The 22,260-nt window shown below is 39.6% G+C and carries 17 protein-coding genes, 2 tRNA genes, 1 pseudogene and 1 riboswitch; all 20 genes and pseudogenes read right to left on the reverse strand.

What is annotated here, in order from left to right; translation table 11 throughout:
* Window positions 1–12 precede the first annotated feature (12 nt).
* On the reverse strand, window positions 13–1,056 hold the full coding sequence (locus PYS62_RS05510) for a LacI family DNA-binding transcriptional regulator (RefSeq protein WP_066712713.1): 1,044 nt from the start codon (window positions 1,054–1,056) through the stop codon (window positions 13–15).
* A 226-nt stretch (window positions 1,057–1,282) separates the two neighbouring features.
* Window positions 1,283–1,748: pseudogene (locus PYS62_RS05515) on the reverse strand (hypothetical protein); the annotation flags it as partial.
* Window positions 1,747–3,897, reverse strand: a complete 2,151-nt coding sequence (locus PYS62_RS05520; RefSeq protein ID WP_066713014.1) for a DNA gyrase subunit A — start codon at window positions 3,895–3,897, stop codon at window positions 1,747–1,749. The pseudogene PYS62_RS05515 and the gene PYS62_RS05520, both read right to left, overlap by 2 nt.
* Window positions 3,898–4,060: 163 nt before the next feature.
* On the reverse strand, window positions 4,061–6,049 hold the full coding sequence (locus PYS62_RS05525; protein ID WP_066712715.1) for a toprim domain-containing protein: 1,989 nt from the start codon (window positions 6,047–6,049) through the stop codon (window positions 4,061–4,063).
* Between the two features lie 146 nt (window positions 6,050–6,195).
* Window positions 6,196–6,269 (reverse strand) — tRNA-Arg (locus PYS62_RS05530).
* A gap of 10 nt (window positions 6,270–6,279) precedes the next feature.
* A tRNA-Gly gene (locus PYS62_RS05535) sits at window positions 6,280–6,350 on the reverse strand.
* Between the two features lie 202 nt (window positions 6,351–6,552).
* Window positions 6,553–7,125 (reverse strand): xanthine phosphoribosyltransferase, encoded by a 573-nt coding sequence (locus tag PYS62_RS05540; protein ID WP_066712717.1) that lies wholly within the window; start codon window positions 7,123–7,125, stop codon window positions 6,553–6,555.
* On the reverse strand, window positions 7,122–8,522 hold the full coding sequence (locus PYS62_RS05545) for a nucleobase:cation symporter-2 family protein (RefSeq protein ID WP_082714261.1): 1,401 nt from the start codon (window positions 8,520–8,522) through the stop codon (window positions 7,122–7,124). The genes PYS62_RS05540 and PYS62_RS05545 overlap by 4 nt, the downstream gene beginning before the upstream one ends.
* A 57-nt stretch (window positions 8,523–8,579) precedes the next feature.
* Window positions 8,580–8,675: riboswitch (purine riboswitch) on the reverse strand.
* Between the two features lie 51 nt (window positions 8,676–8,726).
* Entirely contained in the window at window positions 8,727–9,233 is a 507-nt protein-coding gene (locus PYS62_RS05550; protein ID WP_315574169.1) for an ATP-binding protein, read from the reverse strand.
* 366 nt (window positions 9,234–9,599) lie between these two features.
* Complete coding sequence (locus PYS62_RS05555; RefSeq protein ID WP_082714262.1) at window positions 9,600–9,971, reverse strand: AlbA family DNA-binding domain-containing protein; 372 nt, start codon at window positions 9,969–9,971, stop codon at window positions 9,600–9,602.
* 190 nt (window positions 9,972–10,161) lie between these two features.
* Window positions 10,162–11,310 (reverse strand): MFS transporter, encoded by a 1,149-nt coding sequence (locus PYS62_RS05560; protein WP_066712719.1) that lies wholly within the window; start codon window positions 11,308–11,310, stop codon window positions 10,162–10,164.
* 95 nt (window positions 11,311–11,405) lie between these two features.
* The gene (locus tag PYS62_RS05565; RefSeq protein ID WP_066712721.1) at window positions 11,406–12,902 is read right to left on the reverse strand and encodes an ATP-binding protein; all 1,497 of its coding nucleotides are present in this window, start codon (window positions 12,900–12,902) and stop codon (window positions 11,406–11,408) included.
* Window positions 12,903–12,931: 29 nt separating this feature from the next.
* A complete protein-coding gene (locus PYS62_RS05570; protein WP_066712728.1) occupies window positions 12,932–13,681 on the reverse strand; it encodes a YebC/PmpR family DNA-binding transcriptional regulator in 750 nt (249 codons plus the stop codon).
* A 135-nt stretch (window positions 13,682–13,816) separates the two neighbouring features.
* Window positions 13,817–14,575: a hypothetical protein gene (locus PYS62_RS05575; RefSeq protein WP_066712733.1), complete on the reverse strand. Its 759-nt coding sequence runs from the start codon at window positions 14,573–14,575 to the stop codon at window positions 13,817–13,819.
* A complete protein-coding gene (locus PYS62_RS05580; protein ID WP_066712735.1) occupies window positions 14,572–14,937 on the reverse strand; it encodes a hypothetical protein in 366 nt (121 codons plus the stop codon). The genes PYS62_RS05575 and PYS62_RS05580 overlap by 4 nt, the downstream gene beginning before the upstream one ends.
* Before the next feature lie 181 nt (window positions 14,938–15,118).
* Window positions 15,119–16,075: a DNA repair protein RecO gene (recO, locus tag PYS62_RS05585; protein ID WP_066712737.1), complete on the reverse strand. Its 957-nt coding sequence runs from the start codon at window positions 16,073–16,075 to the stop codon at window positions 15,119–15,121.
* 4 nt (window positions 16,076–16,079) lie between these two features.
* Complete coding sequence (gene era, locus PYS62_RS05590) at window positions 16,080–17,765, reverse strand: GTPase Era (RefSeq protein ID WP_066712740.1); 1,686 nt, start codon at window positions 17,763–17,765, stop codon at window positions 16,080–16,082.
* Entirely contained in the window at window positions 17,749–20,112 is a 2,364-nt protein-coding gene (locus PYS62_RS05595) for an HD family phosphohydrolase (protein ID WP_066712743.1), read from the reverse strand. The genes era and PYS62_RS05595 overlap by 17 nt, the downstream gene beginning before the upstream one ends.
* A 3-nt stretch (window positions 20,113–20,115) precedes the next feature.
* A complete protein-coding gene (locus PYS62_RS05600; protein ID WP_066712746.1) occupies window positions 20,116–21,090 on the reverse strand; it encodes a PhoH family protein in 975 nt (324 codons plus the stop codon).
* A 73-nt stretch (window positions 21,091–21,163) separates the two neighbouring features.
* A complete protein-coding gene (locus tag PYS62_RS05605) occupies window positions 21,164–22,249 on the reverse strand; it encodes an RluA family pseudouridine synthase (protein WP_066712748.1) in 1,086 nt (361 codons plus the stop codon).
* Window positions 22,250–22,260 lie beyond the last annotated feature (11 nt).

Here is a 22,260-nt window from a genome sequence, read left to right on the forward strand (position 1 = left end):
ATGCCTCATTACTTATTTTATTTTCTGTGTCGATAAACGTGGACAAACTGCACTATCTAATAGAATATGTTCTATCTTGCTCTCGCCCTTAGCCTTAGATTTGGCTTTAGCAAGTTGCTTAAACAACAATTCCGCTGCCTTAACTCCTAAGTCGTATGTATCAATCTCTAGGCAGCTAACTGCTGGCTCATAAAATTGGGTTAATTCTGTATTGTCATAGCAAAAAACGCCCAAATCCCTAGGCACAAGCAAGCCTAAGCTTTTGGCCATTCGTAACGTAGTAATAGCCAACTTATCAGAACTGCAAACAATTGCATCTGGTCTCGTACTTGAGCCCAACCAAGCACTTAATACTTGTCTTGCATCTCTTAACGTATTGACCGACTGCTTAATATAATTCCGCTCTGCCCTAATTCCATGACGGATACATTCCTCACTAAAGCCTTTTAGACGAGCCTGATTAAAAAACTCCTTGTCACAATTGCTGATAAAGGCTAAACGTGTATAACCTTGTTGGTAAAGATGGCGAACTGCATAAGCTCCAGCTTGAACGTTATTAATATCAACCCAGTTAATTTGCTTAGTATACTCAGTATCATTACTACCAAGCACAACGTAAGGGAAAGCATATTGCGCCAGTTTGTTAGCCAAATTCCGGCTAATTAAAGCCTCTGGCAAAATTAGGCCGGCGATTTTTTTGCCTAAAATTAATCGTTCAAGATTTTCCATATCTTCACTTGAATCTGTACAATTAATAATCAATAAATTGTGTTGCTTCGCGTGTGCTGTCCGCTCAATGCCAAAAATTGTAGCATTGAAGAAATTGTTAGCATAACTTTCCAACTTAGTTGAATCTATAGCTAAAGCTATTATCTTGACCTTGCCAGTAGCAAAAGTACGTGCAAATTCATTAGGTACATAATTAAGTTTTATCACAGCTGCTTCTACTGCTTTGATAGTTTCTGCAGAAATTTGAGCGCTGTGATTCAGCACCCTTGAAACTGTTGAAGGCGAAACTTTGGCTAATTTAGCTACATCTCTAATGCTTGCAGACATATACTTTAATCCCAGCTAAAATCATTTAGCGAACAAACTGGCTTGGTTTATGCATAATAGCAATGTTTTTATGCAACCGTTTGCATTAACTATTTTAGACCCCTACTAATAATTTGTCAAAACAAAATGTTATAAATTATCATTTTTCCCAAGCATGAAAAATAGACACATATTACTTAGCCGTAAAGATATATGTTTATAGCCAATCAGCAAATGAAGCAACTAACTAAAAATTTAGAATCAAACAAATTATATGCGCTGAAATTCCGGCAACAAGACCGCCGATGGTATGGCTAATTAGAGCTTTGCCAGTCGCCTCTTTTGTACCCAAGGCATCCATCATGCAATTTGTGTAGAAATATAACTGCTCCAACACATACAAATAGCTGTGAATACGGCAATACCATTAGCATTAACTCGCCCACCTCAGCCATTTTGGCAACTGCTGCTATTGCTGCGCCTGTAGAACCTAGTGCTGTAATTGGCACCGCTATCGCCTCAGGTGCACTAAAGCCAAATAGTGGATTTATGATAAACCTCAATTTATCACCTGGCCATGGCAAAAAAGCAATGCCTTCATTGGCAGCTCCTGTGTAAATACCGCCTGCTGACGGTCCTTTCGTAAGAATTGTAACAATGGTACAGATGATTACAACACCGGGGATAATAGATACGCCCATCTCTACAAAACTACTTAAATAACGTCACTTGCCTCTCGCCTAAGTCAGCACTCTTCAGCGTAATGCCTGTCGTACATAACTTTAAGCTTCTATGCCGTTGCCACTCACTAGGATCACTCATTGAACTTAATGGCAAGAAGCTGATCACCTTGGCCTGCTTTTTCAATTTAAGCACCTGATCGCCGCGATTGCTTCTAGTTGTTTTTTTGTTGACCAAATTGATGTTAAACAAAATAGCTCTCTGCTGATCGCTAATCATGATAAAGTCACTTGTTGCAGGATCATTTAACATTTCGTCTGTTAAATAATAAACTGCCACAACAGGACTGTGACTGCTTACAGCTTTAACGAGCTTTTTACGATTCTGTTTAGTTTCATAGTTGCTCAAATCAGCCCGGCTGACACGTCCATCAGCATAGGCAACGGCTATTTCGCCCTGATAATCACTCGTGATAACCAAGCCGACAATTTTTTCATCACTGGCTAAATCAAGCAAATTTGGCAGATACGTACCCCAGTCTGAAGGTTTGTCATCATTCAAATCGGCTAATTTCAGCTTATATAAATTGCCTAAAGAGCTGAACAACAAAACTTCCTGCTTGTTGCTACCTTCCATCATGCCAATGATGGCATCATTATCCTTCAGCTTTAATTCAGCCGTACTTCTCAAAGATGTTAAAGCTATCTTCTTCAGGTAACCGTCACGAGTTAAGAAAGCTTTCAAATTGAAATCAGCAATGAAGTCGCTCTCTTTCACTGTCACAACAGAATCGGCTGAAATTAACTTGGTTTTGCGCTCTTTACCGTAAGTTTTGGCAATTTCTTTTAATTCTTGCGCAATCAAATGATCTAATTTCGTCGTCGAAGCTAAAGTAGCTGCTATATCGGCTAATTCAGCCTGCAATTTATCTTTTTCTGCCAAGCGCTTAAGCAAATGCTCCTTGTTTAATTGTCTAAGTTTAATCTCAGCCACATACTCAGCTTGCGCTTGATCAATCCTGAAGGCCGCTGCCAAATTTGGCACAACTTCACTATCTAATTCCGTATTTTTAATGATCTTAATGGCTTTGTCGACATCTAACAAAACTTCAGCCAAAGCAGCTAATAAGTGCAATTTGTCTTTTAACTTAGCTTCTTTGTACAAAAGGCTACGTTTCACACAATTTCTGCGGAAAACCAGCCACTCAGAAATAATCCCGCGAATGCCTAAGACAACTGGTCGGCCATTAATCAGCAAATTGAAATTGCACGGGAATGTATTTTCCAATTCACTTAAGCTGAATAATTTCTGCATAAGTTGCTCAGGATCAGCACTCTTTTTGTAATCAATCGTAATGCAAAGACCATTAATGTCCGTTTCATCACGCACATCGACAATTTCTTTAATTTTATTCGTCTTAACAAGCTCAGCTAGCTTATCGATAATGCCCTCAATTGTTGATGTATATGGTATCTTGCGAATTTCAATGCAATTTTCAGCTTTATTGATCGTATAAGTTGCTCGCAATTTAAAGCTACCACGACCACTATTGTAAATTTCACGCATTTTAGCTTGGTCATAAATTAAATTAGCACCAGAGGCAAAGTCAGGCGCTGGCATATAAGTCAACAGATCACATGTTGGATCATCGATATAAGCAATAGTAGCTTCACAAACTTCCTTCAAGTTAAACGAGCAGATATTGCTAGCCATACCGACAGCTATACCCTGATTTGCATTCACAAGCACACTTGGGAAAGCGGCAGGCAATAAAGTTGGTTCCTGCATCGTGCCATCATAGTTTGGCACAAAATCGACCATATCTTCATCAATTCCGCGAAATAGCAATGCAGCAATTGGGTCTAACTTAACTTCTGTATAACGAGGAGCAGCAGATTGCATATCTTTGGAATACTGCTTACCCATGTTACCCTTAGAATCAATATAAGGGTGTAGCAAGCTTTCATTGCCTCTAGTTAAACGCACCAATGTATCGTAAATTGCCTGATCGCCGTGCGGATTTAACTTCATTGTAGCACCGACAACATTGGCTGATTTACTTCTTGGGCCAGTCAATAGACCACTTTTATACATCGTATATAGTAATTTACGGTGAGCGGGCTTGAAGCCGTCAATTTCTGGAATTGCACGTGAAATAATTACGCTCATGGCATACGGCATGTAGTTATTTTGCAAAGTCTGGCTGATGCGTTCCGTACTGATTGAACCAGCTTCATCTGCCAAATAGCTTAGTTCTTCTGGTAAAGCCGCCAAGCTCTGCTGCTTCTTTGCTGATGTATGTTCTTTATGCTGTCTTTTCATCTTTATCCTTGCCCTATAAACGCTAATCTAAATCTAACAAATCAAGATAATTGTGGCCCTCTTCAGCAATAAACTCTTTACGACCATTCAAGTTATCACCTAACAACAATTCAAAGCAATCTTTAGTTGTCACGGCATCTTCAGCCTGCACTTGTACCAAGCGCCGAGTTTCGGGGTTCATTGTCGTCAGCCACATCATCTCCGGCTCATTTTCACCTAACCCTTTTGAACGTTGCAATTTACAATTACTTGAGCCTAAAACTTTTAGAAAATCGGCTTTTTCTTTCTCATCGTAAGCAAAGTAAGTAACAGTTTCTTTTTTGGCCTTGTTCGTGTATGTCAATTCATACAACGGTGACTCTGCAATGTAAACTTTGCCCAATTTCAATAAGCTCGGCACCAAACGATAAAGCATTGCTAAAACTAATGTCCTAATCTGGAAGCCGTCAACATCGGCATCGGTACAGATAACAATTTTGTTCCAACGTAATAAATCTGGATCAAACTCGCCAACACCTTTGAGCTGCTTGTGTTTCAATTCAACGCCACAGCCAAGTACACGAATGAGGTCCATGATGATGTCATTTTGGAAAATCTTCGTAAGTTGTGCTTTTAAGCAATTCAAAATTTTACCACGCAAAGGGATAACAGCTTGAAATTCTGCATCGCGGCCTAATTTGACTGAGCCTAAAGCTGAATCACCCTCAACGATGTAAAGTTCACGTTTGGTTGCATCTTTGGAACGGCAATCGATGAATTTCTTGATCCGGTTAGTAATATCGACCTTGCCCTGTAACTTACTTTTGACGGTAATTCGCTGTCTTTCAGCACTCTCACGGGCCCGTTTGTTGATCAAAACTTGTTCCAATACTTTATCAGCCACAGTTTTCTGTTCGATGAACCAAAGCTCTAATCTTGATTTCAACAAATCAGTCATGAAATCTTGAATAAATTTGTTGTTGATCGCTTTCTTCGTCTGATTCTCATATGAAGTGCTGGTTGAAAAAGAGCTTGTAACCAACAAAAGGCTATCAGCAATATCGTTAAAAGTTATTTTGCCCTCATTATTCTTGTATTTGTCTTGCTCTTTGCAGGCTTTGTCAAAGGCGTAGGTAAAGGCCTGACGGCAAGCTTTCTCTGGTGAACCGCCATATTCTAGGTAGCTAGAGTTATGATAAAATTCCATGCGTGGTGATTTGTTGTTAAAGGCGAAAGCTACTTCAACTTTCACATCATATTCTGGCCGATCTTGCTTATCGCGGCCTCGTCCTTCATCTTGAAAGGAGAAAACATCTGTCAAACCATCATCCACATTGATTTCTGTAAGGTAACCAACTATGCCTTTATCATAACAATACTGCTCAGTTTGGCCAGTTTTTTCATCGATATATGTGAATGTGATACCAGCATTAACGACAGCCTGTTGTTTAAGGACAAGCTGCAAATATTCATCGCTGATGTTAATATCCGTAAACACTTCTGTATCTGGTAGCCAGCGCTGGAAAGTGCCTGTAGCTTTACCTTTGTATGGTGTTTTCTTCAAGCCACCAATGTTTTCGCCGTGCTCAAAATGTAATTCGTATACGTAGCCGTCACGCTTGACTTTGACATCAAAATAGCTTGAAGCGTACTGCGTTGCGCAAGCACCCAAACCATTTAAGCCAAGGCTGTAGCTATAATCCTGTCCCGCTGCATTGTTGTATTTGCCGCCAGCGTAAAGTTCCATGTAAACCAATTCATAGTTATAGCGCTTTTCACGTTCGTTATAATCAAGCGGAATGCCACGGCCGAAGTCCTCAACTGAAAATGAACCATCTAAGTAACGCTTAACGATAATTTCATGTCCGAAGCCTTCACGAGCCTCATCAATTGAGTTAGATAAAATCTCAAAAAAAGCATGTTCGCAGCCATGTAAATCATCCGAGCCAAAGATAACAGCCGGACGCAACCTGACACGGTCAGCGCCTTTTAACGCGGAAATTGATGCATTGTCATACTGTCTTTTCGTCACTTATCTAGCCTCATCTTAAACAATATTAGCCGCCTGAATAAAAGCAAGCTGTCTATCAGTTTAAGCTTAAAAGGGGGATTTTGGCAAATAAGGCTTTGTATTGGTCAATAAAAAAGTCGACAGTTACATGAACTATCGACTATATACGAGCCCAAAGGGATTCGAACCCCTGACCCACAGCTTAGAAGGCTGTTGCTCTATCCAACTGAGCTATGAGCCCATATTGACGAAGCAGGTGAAGGGAATCGAACCCTCATAGTCAGCTTGGAAGGCTGGAGTTTTACCACTAAACTACACCTGCATGTGCAGATGTGATTATACTACAAAAAGTCTAATATAGGCAAATTGCCTACGCACATCACGTAAAATACCGTGAAATAAAAGCCACTGGTAAACATAAGCTTTGCCAAACAACAAACTCAAAACTGTTTGAATATTTTCATGGCAATTAAGCAATAATTACCAATGGCTATATTAAAAGTGCTTCTTAATGTTATAGCTACTTAAGCTTGAAAATGCACCTTGCCACCCTCAAAGCTACTAATCATCGCCTGACTATAAACGTCATAGCCTAAATCTCTAAAATATTTACCGCCATTTTGGAAGGTTTTTTCAATCGCTATACCATAGCCTACAATTTCTGCCTCAGCCTGCTTGCAAATCTCACTTAAGCCCTGCAAAGCTGCGCCCGTAGCTAAAAAGTCGTCAACGATTAAAACTTTATCACCTGGCACAAGGAACTTTTTGTCAACTTTAATATCGTAGGTTATTTTTTTCGTAAACGATTTAACCACACTCGTGTAAACTTCATCAGTCAAAGTGACAGACTTTGTTTTCTTGGCGTAAACCATCGGCACATTAAGATATAAAGCGGTTGTAAAAGCCAAAGGGATACCTGAAACTTCCAACGTTAAGATTTTAGTTACGCCCAAATTGGCATAGTGCTTAGCCATATCTTCGCCCATCTTATTGAGCAAGTTAGGATCAACCTGGTGATTCAAAAAGTTGTCTACCTTCAAAATATCGCTATCTAACACATGTCCTGCTTCTAAAATTTTCGTTTCTAATAGTTTCATTGTCTATTTCCCTTTCTGTTTGGCACTAATACGATGTTTAGGATTAAAGCTGCTAATGTACCAGTTGAAATACCTGATGCCAAAATCATCTTTAAAGCTGTTGGCAAGCTAGCCAGAATTTCAGGTTTGACTGTAACGCCAATGCCGAGTGCAAAAGCAACTGAGATGATCAACAACTCGCGATCACCTAAATGACAAGTAGCTAATGTTTTGATACCCTGAGCTGCTACTAAGCCGAACATGATTACGCCAACACCACCTAAAACAGGTTGCGGCATGACAGCAATTAATGCACTTAACTTAGGGAAAACACCTAAAATCATCAGGATAACGCCCGCCATAGCCATGACATTCACACTAGCGACCTTCGTCAATGTGATTAAGCCAACATTTTGCGAGAAAGAAGTGTTAGGACCAGCGCCAAAGACACCAGCTAAAAGCGAACCTAAGCCATCACAAAGCACTGCGCCTGCTGATTTATTACTAGAAACTTTGGTATTAGAAGCAGCTCCGATTGCTAGCATAATACCCACAGTGCCAATAGTTGAAACAATATAAGCTGGTACGAAAGCAAGGCTGCTTGCTAAATCGAAATGGATACCATATCTAAATATTCCTGGTAAAGCAATCCAATTGGCCTCATAAACTGAGCTTAAGTCGACCATGTCAAGTGGCAAACAAATAATGTAACCAAAGACAATACCAACAAAAACAGCAGCTGTTTTCATTAAGCCCTTACCATAATGATTAAGGAACAAAGTAAAAAGCATAATAACAAAGGCAACCAGCAAATTACGCAATGAACCGTAATCAGCCGCACCCGTGCCGCCTGCTGCCCAGTCGATGCTAACAGGCAACAAGGTAATACCAATTAAGGAAACAACAGTACCTGTAATCAAAGGTGGGAAGAATTTCTGTAAAGGCTTAATAAAACGGCTCAAAATAATTTCAGCAAAGGAGGCTGTTATAGTCGCACCAACTATACCAGGGATACCAAATTTGGCGCCCACACTAATTGCTGGATTAACGAACGTAAAATCGGTTCCCATCATAGCTGGCAGACGAGAACCGATTGGACCTAAGCCTTTTGATTGTAATAGAGTTGTTAAACCTGAAACGAAAATCGTTGCACTGACCATAATTGCAGTCTGCGTAACATCAAATTTCAAAGCTGCGCAAACGACCAAAGGCACAGCAACTATTCCAGCAAAAGCTGCTAAAACATGTTGAAGTGCTAGGATAATTGTCATGATTAGAGGTGGTCTATCTTCTACCCCATAAAGCAACTCGGACTCTTGATTTGAGCTTGTTGGCTGAACTTGTGGACATTTTTCAATATGCCCTGCTGAAGCTGCCTGCACTTTGGCAGACAGCAAAGTTGAATTTACGCTTTGCATAAATACCCTCCTACTATAAATTCAATTCACTTGAACTAAAGCGTCATTGAGAATATCCAGCAAAATGGTTAATCTCATAGTCTAAGATTAGGTCTTAGGTAGAAACGCCTTGCCAAATTCAAGGCTTATATGAGCTTTGTTCTCTCCATGAATAAGTTACGAGTATAAACTAAAAAACTAAAATTGGCAAATTTACAGTTAAAATTATTTAACATCTGCCACTATCTGCAATTCACCTTTTTGACTGCTTTCCTTTCTCTCTACTATTCCTTTGTCCTGTAATTTACCGATATAATATTTAACGCTGCTTAATTTCCAACCTAAAATAGCTGCCATCTTGCTTTGACTAAGTTTAGCCTGTTCACTTATAAGCTTGAGTAATTGTTTTTCTTTATCGGTAGCTTGGTCAGTTTTTGCCTTGCCCCTATACAAGTTAATACGCAAAGCAATGCCCATATCAACAAACTCCAGCTCAGCTAAGCCATAGTTTCGCATTACTTTCATTAATCTTGGTATGCCACTTCCCCACGCTTCAATTAAATTCATGTACAAAAAGGAATGCGCGAGTGCACGGTTTCTAATCTTGGAATAACCTTCTTTCATACGTTCTATCGTAACGCCTGGCATTAAACCGCCTGGTGATGTTATTTCCAAACGATTATCATAAATTGCAACTTGAAAACGTGTATTCTGTAAAAAACTACAATTCATAACCGCATTTATAATTAACTCTCTTATACTATGGCAATTCGTAAATATAATTTCTATATATTCCGTCTAAGCATGCACCTAAATGAATATTACTTAACACAAACCTAAAAGCACCTTCTATTTGTTGCCATAAAGCACCTTTATATTCGCGTTTATCAATAAATATAGTCCTTGTTTCATCTTTAAACATTGCACATTGAATTTGCGAAAGGAAATTATCTTCTCCTCGTAAAAAAAATAAGCATTCGTTGGATGAATAACACCTACTTTGTCTTCTGCTAACAATCCCCAACTTATAAGTACATTCCTCGTTAGATCTCTTACGGCTGCTTTTTGCGTTAATGATTGCGCATTGTCCAAAGCTACTTATTTCATCTGTTGACACAAGTCAACAATATCAGCATCGGAAACAGTTAAATCATTACGTACAACGCTATCATATGAACAAACAGCATTTTCATAATACATCTCAGCCGTTAAATCTCTACTAGCCAAACGTGTAGTACCTGCAACACGTATATACGTGCCTGATTGAATACCCTTGGCTTTAAGATAATATGGCCTTTGTTTTCCAGGCGCAATTTCTACAATAATAATTGTTTTATCATCAATTGTTTGTGAGTAAATATCGGGTATTATAACTGGCTCACACGCATCTGAAATAGCTGACGTTATGGCATCCATTTCTGAAAAAAACAAGCTCTTTAGAGATACCAACGACTGAATGGCTCTTATCATCGATACCAAAAACTAATCTTCCACCTAATCCATTGGCAAACGCCACAACAGTTTTTAGATATTTTGAGCTATCTTCAGAGGCGTCTAACTTTAAACTCTACATTTTTTGTTTCACCCTGCAGAATTTCGTTCTCAGTCATAAAAGCAAGCTCTCTTTTCAGTCTTATTCTCAGTTACCATTAACATCGCTCTAAAGCTTCTTTTTACATAAGTAAGTCAGGAAAACACCTAATACTAACAAGCCACAGCTTGCTAAAAGCATAGCCCTAGTGCCAGCTTGCCCTAACAAAATGCCAGCGCCTGTTGATCCAAACATGATGGCAAAATTAAAGGAAGAAGATTGCAAAGAATTAGCTACTGCCGCACCCTCTTTTACCTGTTTGGCCGTAGCTGTCTGGAACAAACTACTCAAAGAGCCGAAGCCTAATCCCCACAAAATAAAAGCAATATGGAACAGAATCTGAGCATGATTAAACACAAAAAGTAGCATCGTGCAAGCGCCAACTGCAAACACAGCTAGCATTATACCGTACATATAGCGGTCAATAAAGCGCATCACCAGCAAAACTGAAATCACCGACCCAATGCCAAAAAAGAATTGCGCCGTTGCAACACTTGGATACTGAGAATCGCTGACCAAATTAGTGATAAAAGTATAAACGCCATAGTTAGCGCCCACACCCAAAAACGTTAAGCCAAGCATCCACAAAACACCTTTGTTTTTGAACATCGTAAATGGTGAATTAGACTTTGAGGCCTTTTCACCTTGTACACTAGGTAAGTACAAATGGCAAAGGATCGCAATTAAAACTAAGCCGACAACTAGAGCCAAAAATTCCAAGTGAAAGCCATAAATCGTGCCTATCAAAGTCATAGCTGGCACGCCCAAAGCCATGCCAACTGTAATACCAGACATAACAATAGTTATCGCTTTACCCGCTTCTTCTTTGGAAACTAACTCCATGGCATAAGCTGTTATCATGGGCCACATCGTACCAGCACATGCTCCACCTATAGCCCGGCCAATAAGTGCTAGAGTGAAATTAGGAGCTAAGCCAACAATCAAATTGGCACAAGCAAAACCGATCAACAAAATTTCAAGTAGCAATTTCCGATTCCAACTGATGGTTATAGAAACTAACGGAATACCTAAAAAAGCGGAAGCAATCGCATAAGCTCCAATTAAGCCGCCTGCTGTTCCTTTAGAAATATTAAAGTAGTTAGCCATATCGGGCAAAACGCCAGATGGCATAAGCTCAGCCAAAATAGCCATAAAAGTTATACTTGCCATCAGAGTCAAAATTGCTAATGAACTTTTCTTAGTTTTCACATCTGTCATAAATTCGTCCTTCACAAAAACGATCATCTCTATTTTAGCACATAAAAGTTAAACTAAAATCCACCAAAAAGAGAAACTTTGTCTGCATAGACAAATTATTCCTGGGCATGTCTAGGTTTGTCCATCTGCACTAGTTTTTCAGCCACCAAACTTACTTGCAAAATATTCATAGCTGTCAGACGGCTGACGGCATCTACAATTGCTGCTTGCGCCTCTTTAAGAGCTGTTTGGGCATTAAAGCCGTAATACAACGACAAATTTATATTAAAGACTAAGCCAGTTGTCTCTTGGCGCACCTTACACTCACTCATTTTTTGCACAGCCTCGACTTTTTGCAAACTGAACAAGACAATGTTTTTCAAAGCTTGGTCCGTGATACTATAATGCCCCAGAACCGAGAAACTAGGTCTAACAATACTCTGCTCAACTGCCAATGGTCGACTGCCACTACTTGTTAGAGCATAAGTTGTCAAAACTGGCAAATTCTGGCTAATCTCTTTTACGCCATTTTTAATATCTTTGGCTGAAAAACGTTGCTTCAATAATTGTAATGGTTCAAAAATTGAGCCTGAAAATTCATGTTTCAGTTCCATCGAAGGCACAGGAATGGCATGCTGGCCAGTGTGAATCCGATTGTAACGTGCTTGCTTAATCTCAGTTTCAGTTGCTACATCGCTGATATTGATCCACTCTTTGGGGGCGGTTAAGCTGAGCGCCTGACAAATTTTATTGATCATGGCCTTGCTTGTACCTAAGATAAGCAAACGATCAGGCAAATGGCTCGCTAAGGCACGTTTCATCGTTTGGGCACGAATTGGATCTAAGAAAATTGCTTGCCGTACAGACTCAATTTTGGTTTTAGCGCGTTTAGCTGAACTACCTGCCACAATATGGTTATCCTTGATTAGCAAGGCATCGTCAATAATGTAATTGCACTTAGACAAAAATGCCACTTGGCTGGCACGCGTAGACTTGCCAGTTCCTGAAGGGCCAACAAAGGCAACAACTGTTATTGCGGCCAATAATTCAGCTATCTCCGCTTCACTTAACTTGCTAAGCTCGACCTGACTCTTCTTTTTTACTTTTTTACCTTCCTGCAAATCTTCTTTGCTATTCAAAAAATCAAGATTAAGCTTTTTCTTCAAATCAGCCAAAACTTCTGGCATTTGGCTGCTTTCAGCTGACGTTTCAGCTAGGACTTTTTCAGCCTGAGCATTTGGGAAATTCTTCAAATCAGCAAAATTAGGATTTTCTTGTTGCAAAAATTCAGGTAATTTTGAACGTTGTTTGTCCTCTTTAACATCCTTAGGCAGATCTTTAGGTTGTTTATGGCTATTACGCCAACTTGGTAATGAGCTAGGCCAATTAATAACAGATTGCGCTTTCTCTTGCCCCGTTTTGGAAGCTTGGTTATTATCGCTGACTTTTTTTGGCAATCTAGCGGCCAATTTATTGACTAGCTGACGCGCTCTTAACTCAACGTCATTTAAGTTTGGTAATTTGCCATTCCACATAGCAAACAAGCCAAGTCGTTTGTTTCCTGACTCAGCTTGTTTCTCTGACTTATTTCGCTTAGGCAAATTAATCGGCACAATAGCTCCTTTGATAGAAGACTAATAAATTAATCTTCATTCTCGTCCCAGTTATGATACACAGCCTGTACATCATCATCTTCTTCTAGGGCATCAATCAAATTTTCCAACTTCTTAACTTGTTCAGCATCCGTTACGCTGATGTAATTATCAGCTACTTGATCAATCTGACTCTCAAGCACCTTGTGGCCTGCATCTTCCAAAGCTTGTTTAACAGTGTAATAGTTCTCAACGGCTGTGCTAATGCAATAGCCAACTAACTCACCATCTTCATCGCGTTGAGCTTGCAAATCTTCAGCACCTAAATCGATAGCTTCAAGCATTAAGCTCTCTTCATCCTCACCTGTTGGATCTAATAGAATTGAACCTTGACGCTTGAACATGAAAGATACGCAACCATTTGTACCCAAGTTTCCGCCATGTTTATCGAAAGCATGACGTACTTCACCAGCCGTACGATTGCGGTTATCTGTTAAGCATTCAACCAAAACAGCTACACCAGCTGGGCCATAACCTTCATAGATAACTGACTCATAATTATCATTGGCACCTGAACCAGCTGCTTTTTGAATTGAGCGTTGAATTGTATCGTTTGGCATATTATTGCTCTTAGCCTTGGCGATAACATCTTTCAGCTGGGAGTTTACGTTAGGGTCAGGACCACCCGATTTAACAGCCACTTGAATTTCGCGCCCGATTTTAGTAAATACAGCTCCACGTTTTGCATCGGCTGCGCCCTTTTTACGTTTAATATTATTCCACTTTGAATGTCCTGACATTTTGTCCTCCCATATATATCATCACTTGCGCCCAAATTGCTCAGAATAAGGGTCCAGTGAAATTTCAGTTAATAAGCATTCCTATTTTAGCACAAATTGTTTGAAAGATAGTTGTTGTGAGCACATTAAGACAATTTACGTCACTTTTAGCTTGATTGTTCTGACTAATTGCTTGATTTCTTTGTCTTTATCAGCATAGTAAGTATGGAATTCCTTGAGTTCGATTGTCTGTGCATCTAGCGAGGCAAACTTGAATTTAAGAAGTGCAGGCGTACCTCCATCTAATATTACGGGTGAAGGTAAGTAATACTTATCTCTGGGATAAATTATAGTTGACTTGCCAGCTCTATTAGTTGTCAATTCCCAGCTAAAAAAAAGGCATCCTCCTGGTACAATTATTTCTAATTCTCTATCTGATACAGATTTTCTATCCAATGTAATCACTTTGGTTTTATTCTCATCAAGCTCATTATCCATAATGGTATACGCTACACCATTTAGCATAATCACACTATTTTTAGATCCAAGTGGAAATTTAGCGTAGGCAGATCGGTCCATATACCTATTTTGCAAAATTTCGAGTAATGCTTCTGGTAAATTCTCATATGTGTAATACTTTAAGCTGTGGAAAAGATTATATAAAGGTGCTTCTCTAGGCAATTGAACAAGATAAGCTTTCATAGTATTGCCATGTTTGACGCTTATTCCGTCTTTTTGTATCGATACGGAACTCTGGCCATCTTGGCTTAGCAAAGTATAAGCTATATCGCCCTTTGGCAATTTGGCAACTTGAGTGAAATAAGGTTCTGGCTTACTATCAAAGAATTCTCGCTGAAAAGCATAAAGTTTGGCATTTAAGCAGCTAAATTCCTTAGGGTTCAAATTACGTGTCATTCGACAATTTTATCTTTCTCATACAAGCGCCAAAAGCGTTGGACTAAATCACGCAACTTGTTATTCACCTGCAAATTTACGATATTCTCGTTGATATAGCTCTGCAGACTAGCTAGTTTTTCAGCCTTTTCTGGCTTAATCTGATAACATGTATTCTGTTTAATCAGATTGTGGTCATTAAACACAAGCTGTTCATTACTGCTTAGACAATAAAATTTTTCGCCTAACTTAGAATTTACCTTAAAGAAATCATCAGCTTGTAATTCCTTGATATAATTTTGCAACTTTTCTTGCTGTTCAGTAGTTAATAAATGCCCATAAGTCAAATTAAGTGGTCCACAGATGATGTTCAAGATAAACATGCTCACAGTTAGAGATAGGCTTATCCAATTTTGCGTCAGCAAATTTATTAGAAAAACTACAAGCAGCCAAAAGGAAAGAAAGAAAGAAAGAAAGAAATAGAACTTACGATCAAGATCTGACGAAGCTTCAACATAAATCGTCGCCTACTATTCTTGGAATTATAGCATAAAAACAAAACGATTACGGATTTTTATGGCTCTCTATATCCCTCGCGTTTTTATCTTTCCGCTTTGCCTGTAACTTGGCAAGCAAGCTTGCAAACTCTAATTGCTCACCTATCAATTTGGCCAAAGCATCCTGACTTTCATAATGCCGATCTAAGCTATAAATTAACCAGCATTTGGCAAAGTCATAAAGTTTGGTGGAAAGTTGCTCACTTAGCTCAATATTGGCCATTTTTTCTGGTTGGCAAGATAAAACGACATGCAATAAATTGGAGAATTTGAACGAAACTGTCTGTTGATTTAGCTTTTTCTCAACTTCCGCCAAAGTCTGCTCACGCGGCAAAACATTGGAAGTGACACTGTAATTTGTCGCTAGTTTTCCCTCAGCAAAGGAAAATTGATAAGCTTGTTTAGATGAATCTTTGAATAACTCATCAATATCAGGTTTATAGCCACTTTCAGCTAAAACACGCAAGATAAAAATTGCTAAAAAGCTCAACAATTCAGCTGATTTTATCGTGTTTTCACTGGTTGCTAACTTCTGTAAAGCATATAAAGCATGCAGATAAAAAGGCCATAATTTCTTAGCCTGATCAGCATCCGTGACTAAATCCACCAAAAGGTCATTAAAGACCTGACTGCACGTGTAAGCTAAGATATTTTTAGTCAAAGCCTGAAAATGATAAATCAATGTAAAATCTTTTAGATAGTACTTATTCTTGTAGCGAAACAACTTACATTCAGCATAGCTATACTCTGGCCAGTAATAACTCTTGTTGGAGATAAACTGCGCATAGATTTTATCGCTGTCAATTTTGGCAAAGGCCCGCTTTTCGACGCACTCAATTAAGCCTAGTTCTGGACTGAATAAGCGCAAGTAACGGCTATGTTTGACTTTAGCCGTTACCCTTAACAAAAAAGCTTTACAGGTTATTTCAGAGGCTGCTTTCGCCTCGACAACTGTTTCTAACATTGCCTTAGCGTAATGGCCGATTCTGAGCTTGTTTCAAGTTATAACCGAAGTTATTCAAGAACATCTCTTTGTCGCGCCAATTTTCCCTAACCTTTACCCGAATTTCCAGATAGACTTTACAATCTAGCAAATCTTCCATCTTGATCCTGGCTGAAGATGCCAAACGTTTCAGTGCAAGTCCGCCCTTACCTATCAACATCTTCTTGTGGCCCTCGCGCTCCGTAATGATCGAAGCTTGAATTTTAGCTAAAACTCGTTGGCCATCTTCATCGTATTCTTCTGCAAATTTCTCAATTTCAGTTGCTACACCATAAGGCAATTCCTGGTGATAGTATTTCAAAACCTGCTCACGAATAAGCTCGGCACAGATATTACGCTCTGTCTGATCGGTGAAATAATCAAGCGGATAATAGCGTGGACCATTTGGCAAGTTTTGCTCTATTTCGTTAAGTAAATCTTTAATACCCTCATTATCTAAAGCTGAAATTGGAATGATGGCAATAAATGGATACAGCTCATTATAATTAGCCATTAAAGGTAGTAGCTCCTGCTTCACAATCGAATCGCTCTTATTAATAACCAAAATAGCGGGCTTTTTCAGTTCCTCTAAACGTTCAATCAGCTTCTTTTCGACAAGTCCGGCGGTTTTGAAGTGAGCATCAACCACCAGCAAAACTAAATCTGCATCTTTGATGGCCGCAATGCCTGATTGGTTCATATAAGTGCCTAACTTATCATCAGCCTTATGCGCGCCAGGCGTGTCTGTGAAAATAATCTGACTGTTATTGCCGTTATAAATTGTGCGAATGTTGTCACGCGTTGTCTGCGCTTTTTGTGAAGTGATAGCTAAATAAGCTCCAGAAATTTGATTAAGCAAAGTTGACTTACCGACATTTGGTCTCCCAACAATTGCCACAAAGCCTGACTTGAAATTATCTGGTACAGTCTCATCGATTTTTGCTTCACTTTCTGTCTGTAGCGTCAAACAATCTTGCTCAGAAAACTCTTTTGCTAAAGCTACCAATTCACTAGCTTTAGGTTCAGTCAAAGTCCGCTCAATTTGTAAAGCGCTCAAAATTTGATCTTGCAAAGCAAATTGCAAGCTTTCTTCCCTTTGGCCCTCTTCATGGTCATAACCTAAAACATGTAAAAAGCCATGGCAGCATAAGAAATTGAACTCACGCCAGTAGCTATGGCCGTAATTCTCAGCTTGTTCAGCCACTTTATCGCCGCAAAGGTATATATCACCCAAATTCAGGCAGAAAACTTCTTCATCATCAGCCACATCCGACAGGGCCATTGGTACATCATCAAAGCACTCTGCGAAATCACTCTCCTGCCACTCGCGTGTCGCCTTACCCTCATGTAAATCTAATTGTGGGAAAGACAAAACGTCTGTAACATAATCTTTATGCCGAAATTCCTTATTCAAAGCCTGGATTGTGCTAGCAGCGCCCAAATTAACATTGAGTTCAATAACATCAACTTCATTCTCTAAGCTTGTCAGTAAGTTGCTGGCAGCTAATTTTAATGTCGTTTTTAATAACCTTGTTAAAGCTGCCTGCCATGCATCTAACAACAAGTCTACTTGGCCGTTAAAAGCGGCCAAATAAGCCTCTGGCACAGCAAATTTATCAATAAATTCCGCATCACTATCAAACTCATGAAAGAGCTTAACTCTTACTAACATCTGGATACTTCACCCTTTCTTTAAATACACCAGCATAAACACGCTTAAACGCTTGGAGAATATCTTCGACATCCTGATATGATAAGCCAGAATGGATCAATTGATCCTGACTATTCTTGTCATGCACGATTTTACGTGCCATCTCTTCAACTTGTTGTACAGTACGATAACCCGTAGACTTCATCGCCGCTTCCAAAGAATCAGCTAGCATCACAATAGCTGCCTCTTTACTTGACGGTGTCTGCCATGGATAGCGCCAGTTGGCTTTATCTACAGGTGGCAAATTAAGCTTCTGATGCTCTTTTTCAGCTTTCTTGTAGAAATAGAACAAAACCGTTGTACCATGATGTTCTTTAATAATGTTCTGTAAAGCTTGCGGCAAGCGATAACGCTTGGCCATCTTTTGCCCCATCAAGACATGCCGTGTGATAATCTGGTAACTACTTTCAGGCTGCAAATCATCATGAGGATTGTAATCATCCTGATTTTCCGTAAACATCAATGGCTGCTCCAATTTACCAATATCATGATAATAAGCACCGACACGACAGAGCAATGTGTTTGCGCCTACTGCTTCTGCGGCTGTTTCAGCCAAATTAGCCACCATCATTGAATGTTGGTAAGTACCCAATGCTTCCATAAACAAGCGCTTCATTAACGGCGCATCTGGCTGAGCTAAAGCAACCAAGCGCATAGGTGAAACGGCGGCAAAGGTGAAATCGAACAATGGCACAACGCCAATTGTCACTAAAGCACAAAGAAGGCCGTTCAAAAGGCAGAAGCCTAAAACCTTGATAGCTTCCATCAATGTCTGATATTCAAATACAGCATAGAAAGCACCGCCAATTATCATTGCGACACTTGACGCAATAATCAAAAGCAGGTAATTATTCTTCTGCTTGGAATAGCTCATAATTAATAGCATGATCAAAGCTGCAACTGTATAGCCTACAAAGTGGGCCACTGTATTATCACTCAAAATACTCAAGAAGCTGATCAAGACCATCGTCAAGAATAAGCTGTCACGCGTGTTGAAATAAATCAACGAAATCAGAATAAAGAATGGAATTGGTAAGAGGAAAGTTGAAATTTTGGCAGTATACAAGCTACAGATAATTACAGCTACAGCACTTGTCGTCAAAATGAAATTCGAACCTCTAGCTGCACTGTAATCGTTGGTCCGCCTAGACAAATAAACAACGCTCAAGCCTAAGCAGACAAAGGCCATCGCCAGCAACACGAAGAGATACTGGTAATTTTGATCTGCATCTTTCAAGAGACCTAGCTGTTTCAAATTCTCATATTGTGATTCACTAATTACATCGTTGTAGTTGACAATTCTTGTCCCACGATGAATCTGAATCGGATTAGCCATTGCCCGCTCGTAGACCGTATTTCTCGCTTCTCTTGTTACTTGTGCATCATAGCGCAAGTTAGCGGCCAAAATACTACGCAAAATTGGAGCTGTAACGGAATACAATTCAGTGTAGTTTTTGACCGTTTCAACCAATTTAGCGCTCTTATGCGTAATAGCAATGTCTAACTTCTCTTTGTTCAGATCCTGACTCATGATTGACTTAGCAGTCGTTCTAAGTTCAATGATCAAGGACATAAAAACGCTTGGTTCAGCTTCCGCCAATAAATGGGCATAAGTTTCAGCAATATAAATACCCTTGTTCTTACTTAAACTACTGATTCGTTTAGCTAATTCTTTAAGTTCAGTATTTTTCGGATAGCTAGCTTCAACCTTCGCTTGAATTGCTTTTTTCTCAGCCTCTGTCAAGACCTTAACTTCTGGTTTGACATTTTTAGCAAGTGCAGACTCAGCATCTTTTGCCACGCTAGAACTAGGCTCAACACCTTTTTCTTGATTAGCTGTCGCTGTTTCTATAGTTGTTGCTTCAGTTGCTTCAGTTTCGGCTTTATTTTCAGCTACGTCTCTATCAGCATCAGGGAAAATTGCATTAAAATCAGCCAAAGCATTGACCAAATTATCTTTTAATTTTTCGCCACTTACCTCTGCATAATCTTGCCAGACTGGTAAACGCAAATTGTAAAGTATGGATAGATATTCATCTAGCTTAGCTAAACATTGCGCTGACATAGCTTCTGAACGTGTAAAAATCGGGCTAACAGCACTAGCTTCAGAAATAGCTTTCAAGCGGGTAGCATTTTTATCAATCAAGTTATGGCTAGCTGTAATATCATATGGCGAAACTTGCCCAATATGCAGATCATACTTTCTCGGCAAAGATTGCCAATAGACAAACAATAAAAAGACAATTAATAATACGCTGGCTAAAGTGCAACGCAAAAATTTGTTTAGGCGATGAAAATTTAAGCGCATAAATCACCGCTCATTTCTCGGCTTTTTCTTAACCTGATCATATTTCTCATAAGCTCTAACTATACGTTGAACAAGCGGATTTCTTACCACATCCAAATTATTCAACATAACAAATTTAATTCCCTCTATATGTTCTAAAATTGGTTTAACCATCTTTAAGCCAGAACGCTGGCCTTGACCTAAGTCAATCTGCGTCAAGTCACCTGTCACAACTACTTTGGAATTAAAGCCGATACGGGTCAAAAACATCTTCATCTGTTCTGGACTCGTATTCTGCGCCTCATCCAAAATAATAAAAGCATTGTCGAGCGTGCGACCGCGCATATATGCCAAAGGTGAAACTTCAATCAAGCCCTTTTCCAAATTGGCCATATAAGGTTCAACGCCCATCATCTCTTGTAAAGCGTCATAAAGTGGGCGCATGTAAGGATCGACTTTCATCTGTAAATCACCTGGCAAAAAGCCGAGCTTCTCACCAGCTTCAACCGCCGGTCTAGTTAGAATGATGCGATCAACTTCCTTTTTGCGAAAAGCATTGACCGCAATTGCCACAGCCAAAAAAGTTTTGCCCGTGCCAGCAGGTCCGATACCAAATGTAATATCATGCTGCAAAATAGCCTTGACGTAATTAGCCTGCCCCTTAGTTTTGGCCTTGATCTCTTTACCTTTAGCTGATATACAAACTAAATCTGGACTAAATGTCGCAAATTCTGTCATATCACCAGCTTTGACTGTATCTGCCAAATAATTGCTAGTCTGTTCTGTCAAAGCATGACCTTGCTTAAGTAAAGTGTATAAACGTTCTACGACCAAGCAAGCTTTCTCTAGCTGCTCTGGATTTTCCGAAAATAGGACAAGACCTTCTGCAGTTGGTTCGATTGAACAAGCAAAATCATGTTCAAGATTTTTAACATTCTGGTTGTAAGCACCTAAAAGTTGACGACTCTGTTCACTAGTCATCTCAATCAAACATTGCATCGTCATCCTCCTACTTGTCGTAATGTGATTAATTATACCATCAAAGCACTAGCATCAATATGTTTCACAGCAACTATAGCTTGCCCTGTCTAGCCAAAGCTAACAAATGCTGGAAATATGCTGGCAAAGGGCTCTTAAATTCCATAAATTGCTTAGTGACTGGATGCTCAAAGCTAAGTTTGACGGCATGTAAGCATTGCCCTTTTTCAGTTTGTTCAGCTAAACTTTCGCCACCATACAACGTATCACCAACTAATGGATGATCCAAAGCTGCCAAATGCACACGAATTTGGTGGGTTCTTCCAGTTTCAAGCTCCAATTGTAAATAAGCAAATCGAGCAAACTGTTCTAATAATTCAGCATGGGTAATAGCTAATTTGCCACCTGGAACTAAAGCCCGTTTCAGCGGGTTAGCTGGGTCGCGCGCTAATGCACCTTTAATTGTGAATTTTTGCTCACTCATCTTGCCCCACGCTAGAGCTAGGTATGTTCGTTTGATAGCATGCTTCTGTAAAGTTTGCTGCAAACTCTGCTGAACTTGCAAAGATTTGGCCACCACTAAAAGGCCCGATGTATCCTTGTCTATACGGTGGACTAAAAAGGCTTTGTGCGGTTGGAGATAATAGAGTAAGCCATTCAATAAAGTACCTTGCCAATTGCCAGCAGCCGGATGTACAACCATTCCTTTGGGTTTGTCTATCACTAAGAGATAGTCATCTTCATACACAATATTTAGCTCCATCTTCCCAGGTTCAGCCTGATAAGTTAAAGCTAAGTTAGCTGGTGCCAAGCACAAAAAGCTACTTGTCGTTTTTAATTTCAATCCTGCCTTGTAGGCTTTGAATTGAAGCTCAGCGCCGAAACTTGCCATTAAATTGGCCCGATAATTATCAATCTCACTCATATTCAAGCTTGAAAATTCAACATCTGAGCTAACTTCTAATTGCCATTCTCTAAGTCTATTAGCTAAGTCAGGTGTTGTAAGCAACGCTAGACATGCTTTTTTCAAGAAAGCTTGAATTTCGCTCCGACTAAATGGTAAAAACTGCTGTAAAGCCTGATCTAGGCGTTGATTTGCTTCTACTTGCACAATTTTGCCAATTGCCAAGCACTCATTTTTTGCGCCGATCAAATCCTGCCATTCTTTATTTTCCTGCATACTAACCTTCG

The sequence above is a fragment of the Amygdalobacter nucleatus genome, from assembly GCF_029167365.1.
GTDB lineage: Bacteria > Bacillota > Clostridia > Saccharofermentanales > Fastidiosipilaceae > Amygdalobacter > Amygdalobacter nucleatus.